Raw genomic sequence first — 18,813 nt, 5'->3', positions numbered from 1 at the left:
CCAAATACGGATTGCGAAATTCATGGCGCAATCCGCGCCGAAGAGGCCGGCGATCAATGCATTTTGCGAAATTAATAGCGTAACGCGAACAAGAGAGGCCGGCGGTTGAAACCGCGCCTCTTCGGCGTACATCACCGTTCACAGACGAATCACAATCAAACACAAAAGCACGATGACCAACACCGAACTCACCCAGCTTGAAAAAGCTCACCTCTGGCACCCCTTCACCCAAATGCGCGATTGGGAAGTGTCCAGCCCCATCTTCATTGAAAGCGGCCAGGGCGTCAAATTGCGCGACATGGAGGGGCGCGAGTATTATGACGCCAACTCGTCGATGTGGCTCAATGTCCACGGACACCGGCGGCCGGAGATCGACGCCGCCGTGATCGCGCAGATCGGCAAGGTCGCGCATTCGACGATGCTGGGCTTGACCCATGAGCCGGGCGCGCGGCTGGCGGCGCGGCTGGCGGCGCTGGCGCCGCCGGGGCTGACGCGCGTGTTTTACTCGGACAATGGGTCCACCGCCAATGAGGTCGCGCTGAAGATGGCGTTCCAGTACTGGCGGCATCAGGGGCAGGATCGCCGGCGGTTTATCGCTCTCTCGGAAGGCTACCATGGGGACACCATCGGCGCGGTGAGCGTCGGCGGCGTCGGCCTCTTCCATGGGATCTTTCGCGACTTGCTGTTCGAGGTCGATTTCGTTCCCTCACCCGCGCGCGCCGCGAGTTTGGAGGCGGCCGTCCAGCAAATGGAAGCGGCGCTGGCGGCGCATAATGATGAGGTCTGCGCCGTGATTCTGGAGCCGCTCGTACAGATGGCGGGCGGGATTCTGACGGCGCCGGCAGGATATCTCAAAGCCGTCCGAGAACTGTGCGATCGGTATGACGTGCTGCTGATCGCCGACGAAGTGGCGACGGGCTTTGGACGCACCGGCGCGATGTTCGCCTGCGATTTGGCAGGCGTTTCGCCCGATTTTCTGTGCCTGGGCAAAGGGCTGACCGGCGGCTACCTGCCGCTGGCGGCGACGCTGGCGACGGACAAGATCTACGACGCGTTTCTCGGCGACTACAAGGAGTGGAAAAGCTTCACGCACGGCCATTCCTACACGGGCAACCCGCTGGCCTGCGCCGCCGCCCTCGCCAGTCTGGATATCTTCGAGCAGGAGCAGGTAATCGATGGGCTCGCGCCGAAGATAACGCTTATCCGCCAGATCCTTTCCGAGATCGAATCCCTGCCGCATGTCGGCGGGATTCGGCAGTGCGGGCTGATGGCGGGGATCGAGATCGTCCGCGATAAATCTCGTCACGAACTGTACCCGTTCGAGGACGCCATTGGCGTTCGTATCTGCCGCCGCGCCCTGGCGATGGGCTTGATCACCCGGCCGCTCGGGCATGTGATCACCTTTGTCCCGCCGCTGGCGAGCTCGCCTGGGGAGCTGACCGAGATGCTGGGGATTCTCCGGGAAGCGATTGCCTGGGAAACCCAGGACGCCTGAACGTAAAGTAAGACACACCTTGAACCTGAACACCGAACTATCCGCCGACCTGGACCGGCTGAAGGGCGCGCACTTGCACCGCCGCCTGCGGCGGACCGAAAGCCCGCCCGGGCCGTGGGCCGTCGTGGACAGCCGCCGGGTTCTGGTGCTCGGCTCCAATAACTATCTCGGCCTGGCGACGCATCCCCTTGTCCGCGAAGCCGCCCGGGAGGCGACGGAAACCTGGGGGACCGGCGCCTCCGGATCGCGCCTGACCAGCGGCAACCTCGATCTGCACGAGGCGCTGGAGAGGGACCTCGCCGACTTCAAGCACACCGAGGCGGCGCTGCTGTTCGGCAGCGGGTACGCCGCAAATGTCGGGACGATCCCCGCGCTCGCCGGCCCCGGCGACCTGATCCTGAGCGATAAGCTCAACCACGCCAGCCTCATCGATGGCGTTCGACTGAGCCGCGCGGAATTTCGCATCTACGACCACAACGACGCCGATCATGTCCGCGAGCTGCTGCACGACCGCGACCGATTTCGCCGCTGCCTGATCGTCACCGACGGCGTCTTCAGCATGGATGGCGACCTTGCGCCCCTGCCCGAGCTGCAAACCATCGCCGCCGAGCACGGCGCCTGGCTTTATGTCGACGACGCGCATGGCGCGGGCGTGCTGGGCGGCTCCGGCGGCGGATCGCTGGAGTACTTCGGGATGCAGCCCGGCAACACGATCCAGATGGGAACGCTCAGCAAGGCGCTCGGGTCCGAAGGCGGCTATATCGCCGGAAGCCGGGTGCTGATCGACTATCTGCGCAACAGCGCGCGCTCCTTTATCTTCACCACCGCCCCGAGCCCCGCCCCGGTCGCCGCCGCCCGCGCCGCCCTGCGGCTGCTGCGCGCCGAGCCGGAGCGCCGCGAACAGCTCAGCCTCAACTCCGGCCACCTGCGCGCTCTGCTTTCCCAGCGCGGCGTCGTCACCGCCGACAGCGTCACCCCGATCATCCCCGTCCTCATCGGCTCCTCCCAGCGCGCCCTGGCCGTCTCGGAATCCCTGGAAAACGCCGGCGTCTGGGCGCCCGCCATCCGTCCGCCCACCGTCCCCGAAGGCGCCGCCCGCCTACGCGTCAGCGTCATGGCGACACACACCGTCGAAGATCTCGAACGCGCGGCAGACGCGATCGCGGAGGCGATGGGATGATTTGGAAAGGCCCTCACCCCCCGGCCCCCTCTCCCAAAATTGGGAGAGGGGGGGTCAGAGGGAATTTTGTTTTGAGTTCTTTTGGATCTTTGATCCAATATCTTACTCATAACCTTCTCCCAATTTTGGGAGAAGGTGGCGCGGAGCGCCGGGTGAGGGCCTGCGCACCGCTTCGCCAATATAAATCGGGGCGCACCCCATGACCCCCAGCATTTTCATCACCGGGACCGACACCGGCGTCGGCAAAACCATCGTGACGGCGGCGCTCGCGCGCGCCTTGCGGGATCTGGGGCGCGATATCGGCGTGATGAAACCGATCCAGACGGGGGTGGCGCGGACCTCCGAGGGTTGGGAGCCGGGCGACGCGGAGTACCTGGCGGCGGTCAGCAGCACGGGCGACCCGATGGATTTGATCTGCCCGGTGCGGCTGGAGGCGCCGCTGGCGCCGTCGGTGGCGGCGGAGCTTGCGGGGACGGCGGTCGATCTGGATCGAGTTTTGGCGAGCTATCGAAAATTGCGAACGCGGCATGCAGGCGTTTTGATTGAAGGCGCAGGAGGAATCACGGTTCCAATTCAGAAGGATTACGGAATGGCGGATCTGGCGCGCGCGATGGATCTGCCGCTGCTGATTGTCGCACGGCCGGCGCTGGGGACAATCAACCATACGGCGCTGACGGCGCACTACGCGCAGGCGGTCGGTCTGACCGTGCTGGGGATCGTGATCGCCGGCATGCCGGCGGAGCCGGGCCTGGCCGAGCGGACCAGCCCCGCCGCGATCGAACAATTGACCGGTCTGCCGGTGCTGGGATGCATGCCCTTCGATTCGAATATCGATGTGGAGCGCGGCGATCCGGGCGAAACGGTGGAGTGGATGATTGCGAGCGGAACGGCGCAGCGCGTTCTGGATCGATTTTCACTTGCTGCAAGCGGCCATTCAAATCCCGAAAATCCGTGATAAACTGAATGGAAGCGATCCGTCAGGGAGAATGAACGATGCAGCCTACGTCTTATAGCCCTACTCCCGTCAAGGGGACGATGATTTTGATCCTCGGGATTCTGAGCATTGTCGGCCTGCCCATCCTCGGCCCCGTCGCCTGGATCATGGGGAACAACGGAATCCAAACGATCGACCGAGGAAACGGCGATTTCCAGCAGCGGCAGAACACGATGATCGGCCGGATCTGCGGCATCGTCGGCACGGTTATCCTGGCGCTTTCCGTCGTGGCGATCGTCGCCGCGCTCGCGCTGGGCTTAACATTCGGCGGCTTGATCAAGAACAAAGTCGCCCAGGAGACCAACCCACAGTCGGCGATCGCGAAAGCGCACGCGCGCGCTCACGGAAAACTCGCGCCCAGCGCCGGCGCGCTGGACTACGCGATCGGTCAAAACGATGTGGCGAAGATCCGCGCCATCGCCCACAAAAACCGGGCGGCGCTCAACGCGCGCGACGCCATTGGGCAGACCCCGATCTTTTTGACCGTGACTCAGGGCAAGCCGGCCATGACATCGCTCCTGCTGCGCCTGGGCGCGAATGTCAACGCCAAGGACAACACCGGCGCCACGCCCCTGGACAAAGCGCGCGCGCTGGGCAAGGACGATGTGCTGGCGGTGCTGGTCAGCCACGGCGGTCGCAGCGGCAAGGGCTGACGCGAAATATTAAGATGGTAAGCATGGGGGGTTACCGGGTACAGTGAATTAATTCTTACAAGCGAAAGGGTTCACTCATGACTCCCACACGTTTCGCCGGCGCGATCGGATGCGCGGCGCTGCTCGCCGGAGCCCTTCTCACCAGCCCGCAGCGTGTCTGCGCGGCCGGCGACGCGCCGGCCGCGACGCCCGCCCCCGCAGCGACAGCGGCTCCGGCAACGACGCCCGCCCCCGCCCCGCCTATGTTTTCCTCGGACCCCAAGATCGCCGGCGCTCAGCACGCCGTCCTGGCCTTCGCCAAGGCGACCAGCCTGCCCGCGCTGAAGAATACGCTGACGGACCGGTCCGCGGCCCTGATCGGCGTAATCACCGTCCTCCCGATGAGCTTTATTATCGAGATGGCTCCCGACCAGGCCCCCAATCCGGTCATCATTCCCGCGCTCAAAAAAGACTTCGACGCTTACTTACGGCGCTACGGAATGGACGCCTCCACAGTCAATAATCTGACCGCAATTCCGCCGAAGGTCCAAGGCCATGGACATGAGTTTCTGCTGGGGCTCTCCCCATTCGCCGACCGTCTCAACGGGAAATCGCCCGGCGCCCCCGATACTGAAACCTCGTTTCAACTGCAGGAGCCGCTGCCGAGCAGATTGGACTTCTTCAAGTTCAATACGATCGGGCCGACACGCGTGAAGATCACTCCGCAGGACCCGAAAGCCCTTCAGCTTCCCGGGGTGGACACGTTTGAAGCCGTCCAGGAAGACGGCGTGTGGCGCATCGATCTTGGAGATTCCGATAAGATCTTCGCCGCTCTCGCCAAAGCAATGAAGAACGCCCACAAAAACGATTAGAGGAAAACCCATGCACCTCACACGAGCGCGATTCGCCGCCAAAGCCGCCTGCGTCGTTCTCTGTTCGTCCCTTTTGACCGCGCCCCAGGGTGTTTGGGCGCAGACAGCCGCGCCCGCCATGACGGCGGACCAGTCGGCGACAGCCCTTGCGGGGGCTCAGAGCGCGCTGCTGAGTTTCGCGCACTCGAAGTCGATGGCGGAAGTCGTCGACCACATGACCGACCGCTCGGTCGGCGTGTTTGGGATTATCTTCACCATTCCCATCGCGTTTGGCATCGGCTTCTCGCAGATGGGAGCGACTCCCGACAAGCCCTCCTCGGATCCGACCCTGCAAAAGGACTTCAACGATTTCCTCACGCGCTATCTCGGCGATCCCAAGCCCGACAAGCCGATCACCGGCCTGCCCGAGACGCTCAAGGGGCATGAGCGCGAGTTCGTCACGAAGCTGACGGAGTTTGAAACACGCTTGGATAAGATGAGCAAGGACGGGGGTAAGGATGACGGCTTCCAATTCAGCCAGGCCATTCCCACGGACTTCACGAAGTATACGTTCTCCGTCGTCAGCCCCACGGAAGTGAAGATCACGCCGAAAAAAGGGAATACGCTGAAGCTGCCGGGCGTCGTCAGCATCTCCGCCATGCAGGAAGACGGGCAGTGGCGGCTGGATCTGGGCGACCCCGCCGTCATTCTGAACGCGATGTCGAAGAGCATGTCTCCGGGGAAACCATCGGATCCGCCGGCCAATCCTCTGGCCGACAAGATGATCGAAGCCGCCAAATCGCACGATATTCCCGCGATCAAAGCCCTGCTGCACAAAGACCCAAAACTCGTCGACGCTCAGGACTTTATGGGGGAAAGCGCGCTGTATAACACGGTCTTTTGGGAAGACGTCCCGACGGCGGCGTTTCTCATCGCCCACGGCGCCAAAGTCAACGCGCCCAACCATATGGGGCAGACGCCTCTGGACGAAGCGGTCTTCTTCCATCGGACCAAGATGATCGCGCTGCTCAAAAAGCACGGCGGGAAAACCACGCCTAAGAAGAAGTCGGCGTCCAATTAAATCGCCGGCGCGTCAGACGCATCGGCATGCCGCCGCGCGGCCGGAGGGTCACGATCGGCTGCGGGTCGGGCGTCGGCGCGCCCGGCTCCGGCCGCAGGCGCCACTCCCGCCCCAGCGTCGCCATCAGCAGCGTCATTTCGCGCCAGGCAAACTCATCGCCGATACACTTGCGCGCGCCCGCCCCAAATGGGAAGTATGCGAAGCGCGGCCAAGTCTGGGCCGCCAGCCACCGTTCCGGACAAAACGCCTCCGGCGCCGGAAAGAACCGCGCGTCGTGATGCGTCACGCACGGAGCGACCACGGCGATCGTCCCCGCCTCCACCATCTCGCCGCCGATCGTCACCGGCTCCCGCGCCTCCCGGCTCATCATCCACGCCGGCGGGTAAAGCCGCATCGTCTCGGCGATGACGGCGCGCGTAACGGCGAGCGCCGGCAGATCTTCCCCATCCCATCCATCGATCTCTCGGTGGAAACGTTCCTCAGCTTCGGGATGCCGTGACAGCAAAAACCAGGCCCACGACAGCGCCACCGAGACGGATTCATGACCGGCGATGAGAAACGTCATCGCCTGGTCGCGCCGCTCGGCGTCTTGAACTTCCGGCGTCCGGCCGGTGTCTTGGAACAGGAGGGCAAGCAGGGTGTCGTCCTCGGCGGCGTGGCGCTGGAGGAGACGATCGACGGCGGATTCGAGCACCGCGCTCGGGCTCTGCCTGTCTGCTGACTTCTCAGGCGGCGCCTGCTCGTTCGTGAGTTTTCCAAAACGAGTGAAGATGGCGTCGGTGATCGCATCGCCAATATTGTCCCCCGCGAAGTGTGGACATCCGGCGACGCCCCCCTCGCCAAACAGCGTCCGCACCGCAATCTCCAGCGTCAGTCGGCTCATCTCCCGGTGCGCGTCGCGCGTCTCGCCGTCGCCCCACTCGTCACGCATCGCGCCGGCGAGTTCGCCCATCACGGCGAGATACTTGTCTAAATTCGCAGGGGAAAACGTCGGCTGCAATTGCCGGCGCTGGCGGCGGTGGTCGGCGCCGTCGCTGGTGAGCAGACCGCCGCCGAGCAGCGGCTCGGCGCGCAGCAGCCCGGGGCCTTTGACAAAGGAGGATTGGCGCGTGACCAGCACTTCCCGAATGGCGTCGGGATGGCTGACGAGGACAAAGCGGCGGCGCGCCATGAGAAAATGAGCCATATCGCCGCCTTCACGCGACAGGCGACGCAGGAAGGCGATGGGATCGGACCGAAACTCAGCCAGCGATTTGGGCGCGGGCGGCGCCAGGACGGAGGTCATGGCGTATTGTAGCATATCGGCCCGGCGGCGCCGGACCAATATGCCGCAAGTGTGTCTGCGTGATTTAAACGATATTCGTCTTACGAATGCCGCAGATGGATCACGGTGATCGGCGGGTCCGTGGCGGATGTGACTTCGAGGATCTCGTCCTTGTTGATCTCCTCGCTCAGATCCGTGGTGGCGTCCTTGTGATAGAGCTTCTTCGGCTGCGCGATGAAGTGGGTCTCGTGGTCCGTGGCGTCGTCGCCCAGCTCCAGGGCGATTTCATGATCGCCGCTGCCTTTGGTCTCCAGAGAGATGCCCACGAAGGGCAGGGATTTGACGACGGTGTGCTCGCCCGAAGGGTCGGCGACCAAGACCTTCGCGACGGCGCCCTGGTGGCGCTTGCTGAACGTTTCCAGATATGACTTCCATTCCGTAAATGGGATTTCTCGTGTCGGCATAGGGTCCTTCTTCTGAGCGCGAATGGGTGCGCGCTCCATATCGATGGGTGAATGTACCCACCGCTCATGGAATAACACCGAAAAGTATTCTCTTGTCATGAGAATATTCCAAAGAAAAATTCGACATCCGCAAAAAACTTTTTGTTTTTCGCGAATGTCGCGGCGATAATGTAAGAACGCAAGACTGACAAGGCGGCGGCTCGGTCCGCGCCGATCATTGAGAAGGAGGGACGCATGGCGATACTGGAAGCGACGCACGAATCGGAAGAACGGCGCGACGAAGAGCCGCTGGTCCGGCTGGAGGCCGACATCGACAGCGCCGGGTCGTTTGGCCGGCGCAGTCTGGAGGTCACCAAGGACCAGGTTCGAGTGCTCGACCATGATGGAACGCTCGCGTTCCAGATGCCGATCTCTGAAATCAAGACGGCGCGCAACGAGCCGCTGGTCGGCGGCGGCCGGCTGGAGATCACCGCGAAGACGGGCGAGATCCTGCCGATCATCAGCTATTCGCAGTCGGTGGCGGCCCAGTTCAGCGAAGCCGCGCGCGGCATCGAGCAGCTCGCCAAGGGCGAGCCGCTGCTGATCAGTCTCAAGACGGAACAGACCAACTGCCCGAAGTGCGGACGACTGCTGCCCGAAAAGGACGGAGTTTGCCCCGCCTGCGTCAATCGCGGACGCACGCTGCTGCGCATCGCCGGCTTCCTCAAGCCGTATCGATTGCAGGCGGCGGCGCTGACAACCTGCTCCATCCTAACGACGCTGGCGAACTTGATTCCGCCGCAGATCGTCGGCAACCTGGTCAACGGCATTGTTAACGCGCATCACACCCTCGCTCACTTATTTCAATTGATGTGGATCTGGGGCGCAGTTATTGTCTTCGGTTCGCTGGTGCAGGTCGTGAACGGCAGGCTGATCGCCTTTCTCGCCGCCAACATCGCGGCGGACCTGCGCTCAAAGCTCTATCGCTCAATTGAATACCTTCAGGTCAGCTATTTCGATAAGAAACAGGTCGGCTCCATCGCAAGCCGCGTGACTCAAGATACGGACCGTGTCTGGGGCTTCCTTGTCGATGGCCTTCCGTTCCTGGTTATCAATTCGCTGATGCTCCTCGGCGTCATCGGGTTTCTGCTGCAAATCAGCCTCAAACTGACCCTGGCGATCATCGCGCCGATTCCGATGGTGATGCTGATCAGCATCATCTTCTGGCGGCCGATGTCCACGATGTTCACGCGCGTCGGTCAGAAGTGGGCGCGCTTCCACACGCTGCTGAACGAATCGCTGTCGGGCATCCGCGTTATGAAGGCGTTCGCGCAGGAAGACCTGGAGTTCGACCGGTTTGCGTCACGCAACAAAGAACTGCGGGACGCAGCCGTGGCCGCGGATTCGCGCTGGTCCACGATCTTCGGCGCCATGAGCCTCTTCACGAGTATCGGCACATTGATCTGCTGGTCCGTCGGCGGCCCGATGGTCTATCGGCACGAAATCACGCTGGGCGACTTCATTAAGGTCACGGCTTATCTCAACCTGGTCTACGGTCCGCTGCAATGGTTCGCGCAGGTGAACAACTGGTTCAGCCGCGCGATGGCCGGAGCCGAGCGCATCTTCGAGATCATGGACATGGAGAAGGAGAACTACGCCAAGGACAACTCGACGAAGCATGACATCGAGGGCACGGTCGAGTTCAGCAACATCCGGTTCGGCTATGACAAGTCCAATCCAGTCCTGAAGAACCTTTCGTTCACGGCGAAGCCGGGCGAGATGATCGGCCTGGTCGGCAAGTCCGGCGCGGGCAAATCGACAACCATCAACTTGATCTGCCGCTTCTACGAGCCCGACGCCGGAACGCTGATGATCGACGGGATCGATTACCGGGAGATGGACCTGCAAGACCTGCGCCGCCAGATCGGCCTTGTCCTGCAAGAACCGTTCCTCTTCAACGGCACGATCGCGGAGAATATCGCCTACGGCAAGCCCGGCGCGGACTTCGACGACATCATCAAGGCGGCGAAGGCGGCGAACGCGCACAACTTCATCCTGGCGAAGCCCGACGGCTACGACACGATGGTCGGCGAGCGCGGCGCCAAGCTCTCCGGCGGCGAACGCCAGCGCATCTCCATCGCCCGCGCGATCCTGCACGACCCGCGCATCTTGATCCTGGACGAAGCGACGAGCAGTGTCGATGTCGAAACCGAAAAGCAGATCCAGGAAGCCATCGGCCGCCTCACCGCCGGCCGCACCACCTTCGCCATCGCGCACCGTCTTTCGACCCTGCGCAACGCGGACCGGCTGATCGTGCTGGACAAAGGCGAGATCGCCGAAATCGGCACGCACGCCGAGCTGATGGAAAAGAAAGGCGAGTTCTTCAAATTGGTGGAGACACAAAGCCAAGTCACGCAGATTATTGGGCTGGCGGAGTAGGACAGGGCTTAGTCCCTATTCCCCCGGCGCTTTATCGCGCTTCCCCCTCTTTCCCAACAAGCTGCTGCGCAGGGGAAAAGGGGAGCCACTCATTATAGCCATTCACTCGTCACATGAACGTGAGGATCATGCTTACGAAAGCAAAGCATTCATCAAACATACTTGTCGAGCGAGCAAGGATCACAATGATGAGCGCCCCTTTTACCTCTGGGCAAAAGGGGGAAGCGCGATAAAGCGCCGGGGGAATAGGGCCGACACGCCCCCATCAGAGAAACAAACCATGAACCCAGAAACCCTAAAACTCTTCTATGAACCCAAGGACCGCCTTCGCCTCACGATCGAAGGCGAGAAATCGTACCATACCGTCCGTCCCGCCTGGGCGGCGCCGCTTTCGCGGCCGAATACTTATCTCGCGCTGCTTGACGGCAAGGGTGATGAGATCGTGACGGTTTCGGATCCGAATACGCTGTCCCCGGAGTCGCTGACGGCGGCGAAGGAGGAGCTGCGGCGGCGGTATCTGACGGCGACCGTGATTACGGTCAAGCACGCGAAGCAGGAGTTCGGCGCGACGTATTGGACGGTGGAGACGGACCGGGGAACGAAGGACTTCGTGACGCAGAACTTGCAGGAGAATGCGGTGTGGCTATCGCCGACGCATCTCCTGCTGCTGGATGTCGATGGAAGCCGCTTCGAGATCCCGAATGTCGAGAAGCTCGACGCGGCGTCGCAGAATTACATCGAGACGATCTTGTAGACTTTCCGAAAGGGCCTGGGTCACCAGGCCTTTTCTTCAATCTCCTCGGCCTCTTCCTCCGTCAGCGCTTCCTCCACGGGCGAGGCGTGAGTCACTCCGCCAAACTTATCAAAGATTCGCATCGCTTCGTCGGCGCGAGCTCCCGCGTTGACGATCACCAGCGCGGCGCCGGCCCGGAAATGGGTCTCCAGCTCGTCGGCCTGCTCCACGGATAGGCCCAGGTGGGTCAGCGCGGCGTGGATGCCGCCCGAGGCGGCGCCGATCCCGGCGCCCGCCAGCGCGGAGGCGAGGACGCCACCCGCGATGACGGGACCGACGCCGGGGACGCTGAGGATCCCGAAGCCGATGATCGCGCCGACGAATCCGCCGATCAGGCCGCCTTCGACGATGCTCGTGCGCTCTTCGCCCGTCCCATGCGCGCCCGTATGCTCGATCAACAGCTTCTCTTCGTTATGGTTGCGAATGGCGGCTCCGATCGCTTCGCGCGGGAAGCTCGCGGCCTCCAGCGCCAGGATCGCCTCCTCCGCATGGGCGCGATCCACAAAGGCGGCGGCGACCTGTCCTGTCGTTACGTGAGCCGTCGGTTCTTGTATTGCATTCATCGCTGGTTCCTCTTCTTGATATTGATTTCCATCTTCGAATCTTGCTGATATTCTTCTGTACCCCGGTCGCATTAGCGGCAAACGTTCAATTGCCGGTACCTGTTTGGGCGAAAAACAGGTACACTTTATGCGATTTGCGGGAGTCATTTGACGTATTTTTGATGCGTGGAACAGACCGCGGACAATTTTCGAGGAGATATCGATGATGAGCCACCGGATATACAACTTCAGCGCCGGGCCCGCTATCCTGCCCGAGGCTGTGCTGGAAGAAGCCGCGCAAGGCGTGCGCGAAATTAATGGATCGGGAATGTCCCTGCTGGAAGTCAGTCACCGGGGCAAGGACTATGAGGCCATTCACGCCGACGCGGAGCAGCGCCTGCTGCGCGTCCTTGGCCTGAGCGCGGACGACTATGTTCCGCTCTTTTTGCAGGGCGGCGCAAGCGGCCAGTTCGCTCAGCTCCCCCTCAACTTCCTGAGCGCGGGCCAGCACGCCGAGTACATCATCGGCGGCGACTGGGGCGCGAAGGCGCTCAAGGAAGGAAAGAACCTGGGCGACGTGCGCGAAATCGCGTCGTCGAAGGCGGACAAGTACGCGTATATTCCCAAGCAGTTCACGGTATCGCCCGACGCGCGCTACGTCCACATCACCACGAACAACACGATCGAGGGCACCGAATACTTCGATCTGCCCAATGTCGGCGATGTCCCGCTGGTCGCGGATTGCTCCTCGGACTTCACCGCCATTCAGCGCGACAACAGCAAGTTCGCCATGATCTACGCCGGCGCGCAGAAGAACGCGGGCCCGGCGGGCGTCACCATTGTCGCCGCCCGTAAGTCCTTCTTAGACACCGCCCGCACCGATATCCCCGCGATCTGGGCCTACAAGACGCACCGCGACGCCAACTCCCTTTACAACACCCCGCCGACCTTCGCGATCTACGTCGTCGGCCTGGTGCTGAAGTGGATTGAGGCCGAGGGCGGACAGGCCGTCATCGAGAAGCGCAATAAAGAAAAGGCCGCGATCCTTTACAACGCGCTCGACGAACTGAGCAGCTTCTACGAGCCGGCCGTCACCGCCAAGGAAGACCGCTCGCTGATGAACGTCACCTGGCGCCTGCGCAACGCCGACCTCGAAGCCGAGTTCCTGGCCGAAGCCAAAGCCGCGAAGCTCGACGGTCTGAAAGGCCACCGCAGCGTCGGCGGCTTCCGCGCCTCCATTTACAACGCGTTCCCGGTCGCCGGCGTCCAAACGCTCGCCGACCTGCTGCGGGATTTCGCGCAGCGTAAGGGTTAAGGGGATAGGCCCTATTCCCCCGGCGCTTTAGCGCGCTTTCCCCTTTTACCCAAAGGGAAAAGGGGCGCTCATCACTATCATCCTTGCTCGCTCGACAAGTAACAAAAGAGAACGAGATGAGAGTGCTCGTGAACGATATCCCCTCTCATTCGCTACTTGTCGAGTGTGAATGGCCGTAAATGATTGGCTCCCCTTTTCCCCTGCGCAGCAGCTTGTTGGGAAAAAGGGGAAACGCGCTAAAGCGCGGGGGAATAGGGCTCGCCATTTTTCAACGATAGAAAAGGACAACCAACGATATGCCGAGAGTTTTGGTGAGCGACCCGATCGCTCCGGAAGGGATCGCGATCCTGAAGCAGGTCGCGGATGTAGACGTGAAGACGGGCCTGCCCAAGGAAGAGCTGGCTTCGATCATTGGAGAATACGATGCGCTGGCCGTGCGCTCCGAGACCAAGGTAACCGCCGAGGTTCTGGCGAACGCGCATAAGCTCAAGATCATTGGACGCGCCGGGGTCGGCGTGGACAATATCGATGTGGAGACCGCCACCAAGCGCGGCATTCTCGTCGTCAACAGCCCCGAAGGCAACACCCTCGCGGCCGCCGAGCTGTCGGTGGCGATGCTCCTGGCGCTGGCCCGCAACATTCCGCAGGCCGATCAGGCGCTGCGCAACGGCGAGTGGAAGCGCTCCAAGTACATGGGCTCCGAAGTCTACGGCAAGTCCTTGGGCGTCATCGGACTGGGCAAGATCGGCAAGGAAGTCGTCAAGCGTGCGCAGGCGTTCGGCATGTCGATCCTGGGCTACGATCCTTACCTGAAGCCGGAGCAGGCCGAGAAGCTGGGCATCCGCCTGGTCGATCTGCCGACGCTTTATAAAGAGTCGGATTACATCACGGTCCACGTTCCCAAGACCAAGGAAACGTCGGGCATGATCGGCGCGGAGCAGCTCGCGACCATGAAACCCACCGTGCGCCTGATCAACTGCGCGCGCGGCGGCATCATCGACGAAGCGGCGCTGGCGCAGGCGGCGAAGGACGGCAAAATCGGCGGCGCGGCCATCGACGTCTTCACCACCGAGCCGGCCCCGGCGGATAACCCGCTGCTCGGCATCCCGACCATCATCACCACCCCGCACCTGGGAGCCAGCACCGAAGAGGCGCAGGTAAATGTTGCGATCGACATCGCCGAGCAGATTGCCGATGTCCTTAGCGGCAAGCCGGCGCGCGCGGCGGTCAATATGCCGTCGGTGTCCGCCGAAGTCCTGGCCCGCATCCAGCCGTATCTGACCCTGGCGGAGAAGATCGGCAGCCTGCAATCGCAGCTCACCACGAGCGGCGTACGCGCCATCGAAGTCGTTTACAAGGGCGACTTCGGCGACCTGCCCACCCTGCACATCACCCGGGGCGCCGTCAAAGGCGTGCTGGACACCGTGGTTCCGGAGAGCGTCAACTACGTCAACGCGCCGGGCCTGGCGGCGTCGCGCGGCATCAACATCACGGAAAGCCGCACCGGCGCCGATGAGAGCGGCTCGCCCGTCCTCACCGTCCGCGCCGAGACCCAGAGCGGCTGGCGCGAGATCAGCGGCACAGTCTTCGGCCCGAAGGATATCCGTATCCTGACGATCGACGGCTACCGCGTGGATGTCAAGCCGGAAGGCTTCCTGCTGGTCACCAAGCACACCGACCGCCCGGGCGTCATCGGCAAAGTCGGCACGCTGCTCGGCGACAAGGGCGTCAACATCGCCGGCATGCATGTCGGCCGCGAGAGCGAGGGCAAGGGCGCGCTGATGGTCCTGCTGATCGACAGCGCGATCCCGGATGGCGGCGTCGAGGAGATCCTCAAGATCGACGGCATGGAAAACGCGCGCCAAGTCCAGCTGTAGCTCGGAAATTGTAACACGGTTGTAATCTCGCGTTTGCGGGTAACAACACCATAGCCACGAACACCCTACGGTTATCCGTGGGGTGTTTTTTTATTTCAAGACCATCAAAGGAAGAATCCGCCCATGAAGTATACCGATCTGCGTTCCCGCCACCTGCCCATTGTCGCCTGCGCCGCCGCCGCACTTGGCTGCGCCCTGCCCGCCGCCGCCGCGCCTGGCCCGGCGCTGCCGATTGTCGGCAACCCGAGCAGCATCTCCGCCGGCGTGTTCATTCCCAGCAGCGGCGAAGCCAAAGACAAGGGCGGCGCGACACAGCTGTCGGTGAACTTCCGTTATACTCTGCCCGTTCCCGACCCAATCGGCGTCCCGGTGCGCACCGTCCTCGATCTGGGCGTGGAGACCGGCGCCAAATCCGGCGGCCACTCAACCGTCATCCCGCTGACCGCCGGCGTCGTCGCGGGAACCGGCGGCTCGTCGCCCTATGCCCCGGGCAGCTTCTTCTACGGCGCCGGCGCCGGCGCCTACTTCATCAACCAGAGCAGTATCTCCAGCGCCACCCGCCTGGGCGGATACGTCGAACTCGGCTACTCGATCACCGGCCCGCTTTACGTCAACGCCAAATACCAATTCGTCGACCACGCCAACGGCGCGGCGGTGAATGTGGGACTGCGGTTCTAAGAGGCGATCCTAACCCCACGCACAAGAAAGCCCGGCTCCATCCGGAGCCGGGCGCTTACCCTCGTTCATCGATTCTCACTCAGCATTCGGCGCGATCAAAAGTACAATTGCGTTTTTGATAGTTCTACTGCTGCGCCAGTTCATGCTCCAGCGCGATACTTTCACCGTCCATCCAGAAGTGCGTGAATGGGCTGGTCGCGATTGTCATGGCGATCAGGTCAACGTGCTCCTGAAGACCAAGCGCGGTGCGAAACTCCAGCGCGGTATCGCCGTCGGAGAAACACGCCAGGTAATCGACGCCCTCCTGAAGCAAGCAAATAAACTCCCCGTTCTCTATGTGTTGCAGAGCATATATGCGCTGCTTGGTATCCAATTCTGACGTCGACTTCATAAGTTTCCCTTCCTGCTTCGCCGGTCCTTGTCCTAACAGACTCGGCGGCTCGCGCATCTATTCCCAGACACCCGATCCGCATTGACCGGCGCTTCGGTATTTTCGTCTTCGTAGGTATTCAAGTTATACCCTGCCCCCCGTGGCGCCAAACTCTAAGGCCCCGGAAGCTCTTGCCGCACTCACCGATTCCCCGTTTGACTTTCCGGCGACCGGTATGCTACACTTTCGCGATATGATTTCCACCACGACTTATGTGTTCGATCTCGACGGGGTTATGTACCTCGGCGACACCCAAATCCCCTACGCCACGGAGGCCGTCGAGCGCCTGCGGGCGGCGGGCAAAAACGTCTACTTTCTGACCAACAACTCCGGACGGACACGCGCCTCGTACTGCGAGAAGCTTAAGGCCGTCAATGGGCTGGACGCCCCGGAATCAGAAATATTCACATCCGCCTACGCCACAGCGTTATATCTTAAAGGGCATGGCGCCGAAGGCAAAACCGCGTTCGTGATCGGCGAGGCCGGCCTCGCGGCCGAACTCTCCGAGGTCGGCGGATTGCAAACGGTTACCGTCGCGGACTCAGTCGATCCAAACACCATCGACTACGTCGTCGTCGGCATCGATCGTCAATTCACCTATGACAAACTGCGCTTTGCCCACGCCGCGATCAAGCAGGGCCACGCTCAGTTTATCGCCACCAATCGGGACGCCACATTCCCCTTGGAACATGGCGAAATCCCCGGCGGAGGCTCCATCGTCGCCTCCGTCGCGACCGCGACGGGCATTGAGCCCATCACGATCGGCAAACCCGAAACGCACGCCTACGAAGCGATCCTGCAAACGGCCGGCGTGAACGCCGCCGAAAGCGTCATGATCGGCGACCGGCTCGATACCGACATTGCGGTCGGAAAGCGGGCCGGAGCGCGCACCGTTCTCGTTCTAACCGGCGTCACCAGCGAAGCCGCCGCGAACAGCGCTCCTGAAAACTGGCGTCCTGACGTCATTATCGGCGATCTTCGCGGTCTGGAATAGAGCAGTTCACAATTTGTTTACGTGACACAGCGTCAATATGTTCCACGACGCAATTAATACCTGTCTCCGTCCAAGCGCCCCGCCTCACGCGGGGCGCTTTTTTATGTCTTGTTGCGATCTGTTCATAATGTCTGTAAGTTAATAAAACTTCAGCATTGTGGATTGCAATTATTCTCGTTTTCCTGAGGCAAACACTTAATTTCAGCGGTAACAGCGCCTGAGCGGGGCCGGTCCACGGCGGAAACTACAGCCGACACCATCGGGCCTACGCCGCTTTGGGCATCTGCGCGCTTATCTCCAGGTCAAAGTGAGAAACCACCGGGAGGTCGATCGTAAACACCGCGCCGCCGTCATTGTGGACGGTCAGCATCCCCTGGTGCTTTTCGATGATCCCATGGCTGATGGACAGGCCCAGTCCGGTCCCCTTCCCCACTTCCTTTGTCGTAAAGAAGGGATCGAAGATCCGCTCGGCGACGGCTTCTGGGATTCCGGGACCGTTGTCCCGGAACTCCATGATCACGCGATCCTGCCGGACCAGAGTGCGTACGAAGATCCGCGCGCCGGGGCGTCCATCCATCGCGTCGCGGGCGTTGGTGATCAAATTGAGAACGACCTGCTCCAATTCATTGGCGTCCGCGAACACGTCCGGGACATCGTTCAAGTCCAGGTCCAGCTCGATATTCTGAGTGCGGAGCTGCGCGCCGACCAGCAGCAGACAATCCCGGACGACATTGTTGACGGCGACCTCCTCGAAGGTCTGCCCGCCGCATCGGGAAAAGCTGCGCAGATGGTTGATGATCTTCACCATCCGGCTCGTCTGTCCCTCGATCAGCGTCAGGTCATCCTGAACGTCCTGAGACAGCCCCGGCTCGTCCTGAAGCTGCTGGGCGACGCCCCGGATAATGGCGATCGGCTGGTTCAGTTCGTGCGCGACTCCCGCCGAAAGCGTGCCCAGCGACGCAAGCTTCGAGGAATGCACCAGTTGCCGCTCGGCTTCGCTCAGCGACGCCTTGGTTTGACGCAGCGACGATGCGGTCAGGGCGCGCAGCAGGAGCATAAACGCCCCCAGCAGCAGCAGCCCCACGGTAAAGAGCGCCGTCATCTGGGCCGCGACCCAGCGCTGCATCCGGTCCAGCTGGGTCATGGCGGTTAAGGCTTTGGCGTGGTTCGTCTCCGCTTCCATTTCGACGGCGCTTTCAAATTCGCCAAAAACAGGATCGGTAATATGACTGTCGATATATCGGACACGCTGGGTCTGGCCGGCGTCCACGGCGGCGAACATCTCGACCGTCGTCGTCAAGTACGCGTCGTGTTCTTTCAGCAGTTGGGGAACGACGATACGCTCGTGCAGACCGCCGACTTTCTGAGCTTTCTCCAGCGCGGAAATGAGATTCCGCGCGGCTCGGCGATGGTCTCGTGATACTTCCGCGCCCGGCTCCAGGCGATACTTGCGCTCCAGGGACTCTTCGGCCCCGACCGCATAGCGCGCCTCCTGATAAGCGTCATTGAGCTGCGCCGCCGTGTGCGCCTGCCTGGTGAGGCTCCGCGTCGTGACCGACGCCCAAAACACGAATCCCGTCAAAATCAGCAGCACCAGCGCCAGGCCCGTGGAGGCCAGCCAGCCGACAAAATGACGGCGGCGCGCACCCATTCGATCGGGCTTACGCCCTGCGACAGCGCCCGCCACTGAAGTTTTTCCGTCCATATCGGCTTCCTTCGCGTCTGACAGCATTGGGAATGACAAAAACGCCGACGCGCACCCGCGTTTATCCCTTAATTATGGCGATTTGCCTGGGGAACGTTAG

At 62.0% G+C, this 18,813-nt stretch carries 17 protein-coding genes; 12 read left to right on the top strand and 5 right to left on the bottom strand.

Translation table 11 applies throughout. The annotated features are described in order from the left end of the window. The first annotated feature begins 130 nt into the window (after positions 1 to 130). From bioA to D5261_RS08120, 6 genes are all read left to right on the top strand, one after another. The gene (gene bioA / locus D5261_RS08145; protein ID WP_435792412.1) at positions 131 to 1,495 is read left to right on the top strand and encodes an adenosylmethionine--8-amino-7-oxononanoate transaminase; all 1,365 of its coding nucleotides are present in this window, start codon (positions 131 to 133) and stop codon (positions 1,493 to 1,495) included. Between the two features lie 19 nt (positions 1,496 to 1,514). Then, positions 1,515 to 2,675, top strand: coding sequence for an 8-amino-7-oxononanoate synthase (gene bioF / locus D5261_RS08140; protein ID WP_218025650.1), 1,161 nt, complete (start codon positions 1,515 to 1,517; stop codon positions 2,673 to 2,675). A 199-nt stretch (positions 2,676 to 2,874) separates the two neighbouring features. After that, positions 2,875 to 3,630 (top strand): dethiobiotin synthase, encoded by a 756-nt coding sequence (gene bioD / locus D5261_RS08135; RefSeq protein WP_119322596.1) that lies wholly within the window; start codon positions 2,875 to 2,877, stop codon positions 3,628 to 3,630. A gap of 38 nt (positions 3,631 to 3,668) precedes the next feature. After that, complete coding sequence (locus tag D5261_RS08130) at positions 3,669 to 4,322, top strand: ankyrin repeat domain-containing protein (RefSeq protein ID WP_119322597.1); 654 nt, start codon at positions 3,669 to 3,671, stop codon at positions 4,320 to 4,322. 77 nt (positions 4,323 to 4,399) lie between these two features. Further along, positions 4,400 to 5,173, top strand: a complete 774-nt coding sequence (locus tag D5261_RS08125) for a hypothetical protein (protein ID WP_119322598.1) — start codon at positions 4,400 to 4,402, stop codon at positions 5,171 to 5,173. A gap of 10 nt (positions 5,174 to 5,183) precedes the next feature. Continuing rightward, positions 5,184 to 6,233: an ankyrin repeat domain-containing protein gene (locus D5261_RS08120; RefSeq protein ID WP_119322599.1), complete on the top strand. Its 1,050-nt coding sequence runs from the start codon at positions 5,184 to 5,186 to the stop codon at positions 6,231 to 6,233. On the opposite strand, the gene D5261_RS08115 is transcribed toward D5261_RS08120, so the two are convergent. Together D5261_RS08115 and D5261_RS08110 are read right to left on the bottom strand one after the other, a co-directional pair. Continuing rightward, positions 6,208 to 7,533 carry a cytochrome P450 gene (locus D5261_RS08115; RefSeq protein ID WP_119322600.1) on the bottom strand — a complete coding sequence of 442 codons (1,326 nt, stop codon included), beginning with the start codon at positions 7,531 to 7,533 and terminating at the stop codon, positions 6,208 to 6,210. The genes D5261_RS08120 and D5261_RS08115 overlap by 26 nt on opposite strands. Positions 7,534 to 7,598: 65 nt before the next feature. Then, positions 7,599 to 7,961 (bottom strand): DUF5335 family protein, encoded by a 363-nt coding sequence (locus D5261_RS08110; RefSeq protein WP_119322601.1) that lies wholly within the window; start codon positions 7,959 to 7,961, stop codon positions 7,599 to 7,601. A 234-nt stretch (positions 7,962 to 8,195) separates the two neighbouring features. Here D5261_RS08110 and D5261_RS08105 point away from each other — a divergent pair, with 234 nt between their 5' ends. Together D5261_RS08105 and D5261_RS08100 are read left to right on the top strand one after the other, a co-directional pair. After that, on the top strand, positions 8,196 to 10,379 hold the full coding sequence (locus tag D5261_RS08105; protein ID WP_119322602.1) for an ABC transporter ATP-binding protein: 2,184 nt from the start codon (positions 8,196 to 8,198) through the stop codon (positions 10,377 to 10,379). Between the two features lie 280 nt (positions 10,380 to 10,659). After that, complete coding sequence (locus tag D5261_RS08100) at positions 10,660 to 11,133, top strand: DUF1854 domain-containing protein (protein ID WP_119322603.1); 474 nt, start codon at positions 10,660 to 10,662, stop codon at positions 11,131 to 11,133. A gap of 20 nt (positions 11,134 to 11,153) precedes the next feature. On the opposite strand, the gene D5261_RS08095 is transcribed toward D5261_RS08100, so the two are convergent. Beyond that, the gene (locus tag D5261_RS08095) at positions 11,154 to 11,735 is read right to left on the bottom strand and encodes a hypothetical protein (RefSeq protein WP_119322604.1); all 582 of its coding nucleotides are present in this window, start codon (positions 11,733 to 11,735) and stop codon (positions 11,154 to 11,156) included. Positions 11,736 to 11,937: 202 nt separating this feature from the next. Between D5261_RS08095 and serC the strand changes: the two genes are divergently transcribed. The 3 genes from serC to D5261_RS08080 all read left to right on the top strand — a co-directional run bounded on the left by serC (position 11,938) and on the right by D5261_RS08080 (position 15,584). Then, a complete protein-coding gene (serC, locus tag D5261_RS08090) occupies positions 11,938 to 13,029 on the top strand; it encodes a 3-phosphoserine/phosphohydroxythreonine transaminase (protein WP_218025651.1) in 1,092 nt (363 codons plus the stop codon). A gap of 296 nt (positions 13,030 to 13,325) precedes the next feature. Continuing rightward, the gene (gene serA / locus D5261_RS08085; RefSeq protein ID WP_119322605.1) at positions 13,326 to 14,906 is read left to right on the top strand and encodes a phosphoglycerate dehydrogenase; all 1,581 of its coding nucleotides are present in this window, start codon (positions 13,326 to 13,328) and stop codon (positions 14,904 to 14,906) included. Between the two features lie 123 nt (positions 14,907 to 15,029). Next, positions 15,030 to 15,584 carry a hypothetical protein gene (locus D5261_RS08080; RefSeq protein ID WP_119322606.1) on the top strand — a complete coding sequence of 185 codons (555 nt, stop codon included), beginning with the start codon at positions 15,030 to 15,032 and terminating at the stop codon, positions 15,582 to 15,584. A 124-nt stretch (positions 15,585 to 15,708) separates the two neighbouring features. On the opposite strand, the gene D5261_RS08075 is transcribed toward D5261_RS08080, so the two are convergent. Then, positions 15,709 to 15,975: a hypothetical protein gene (locus D5261_RS08075; protein ID WP_301002452.1), complete on the bottom strand. Its 267-nt coding sequence runs from the start codon at positions 15,973 to 15,975 to the stop codon at positions 15,709 to 15,711. 214 nt (positions 15,976 to 16,189) lie between these two features. Between D5261_RS08075 and D5261_RS08070 the strand changes: the two genes are divergently transcribed. Continuing rightward, positions 16,190 to 17,008, top strand: coding sequence for an HAD-IIA family hydrolase (locus tag D5261_RS08070; RefSeq protein WP_119322608.1), 819 nt, complete (start codon positions 16,190 to 16,192; stop codon positions 17,006 to 17,008). A gap of 265 nt (positions 17,009 to 17,273) precedes the next feature. Here D5261_RS08070 and D5261_RS08065 read toward each other — a convergent pair whose 3' ends face one another. Further along, a complete protein-coding gene (locus tag D5261_RS08065) occupies positions 17,274 to 18,713 on the bottom strand; it encodes a sensor histidine kinase (RefSeq protein WP_165864353.1) in 1,440 nt (479 codons plus the stop codon). Positions 18,714 to 18,813 lie beyond the last annotated feature (100 nt).

Source organism: Capsulimonas corticalis, assembly GCF_003574315.2.
GTDB lineage: Bacteria > Armatimonadota > Armatimonadia > Armatimonadales > Capsulimonadaceae > Capsulimonas > Capsulimonas corticalis.
This window is presented reverse-complemented; position numbering and strand designations above follow the sequence as displayed.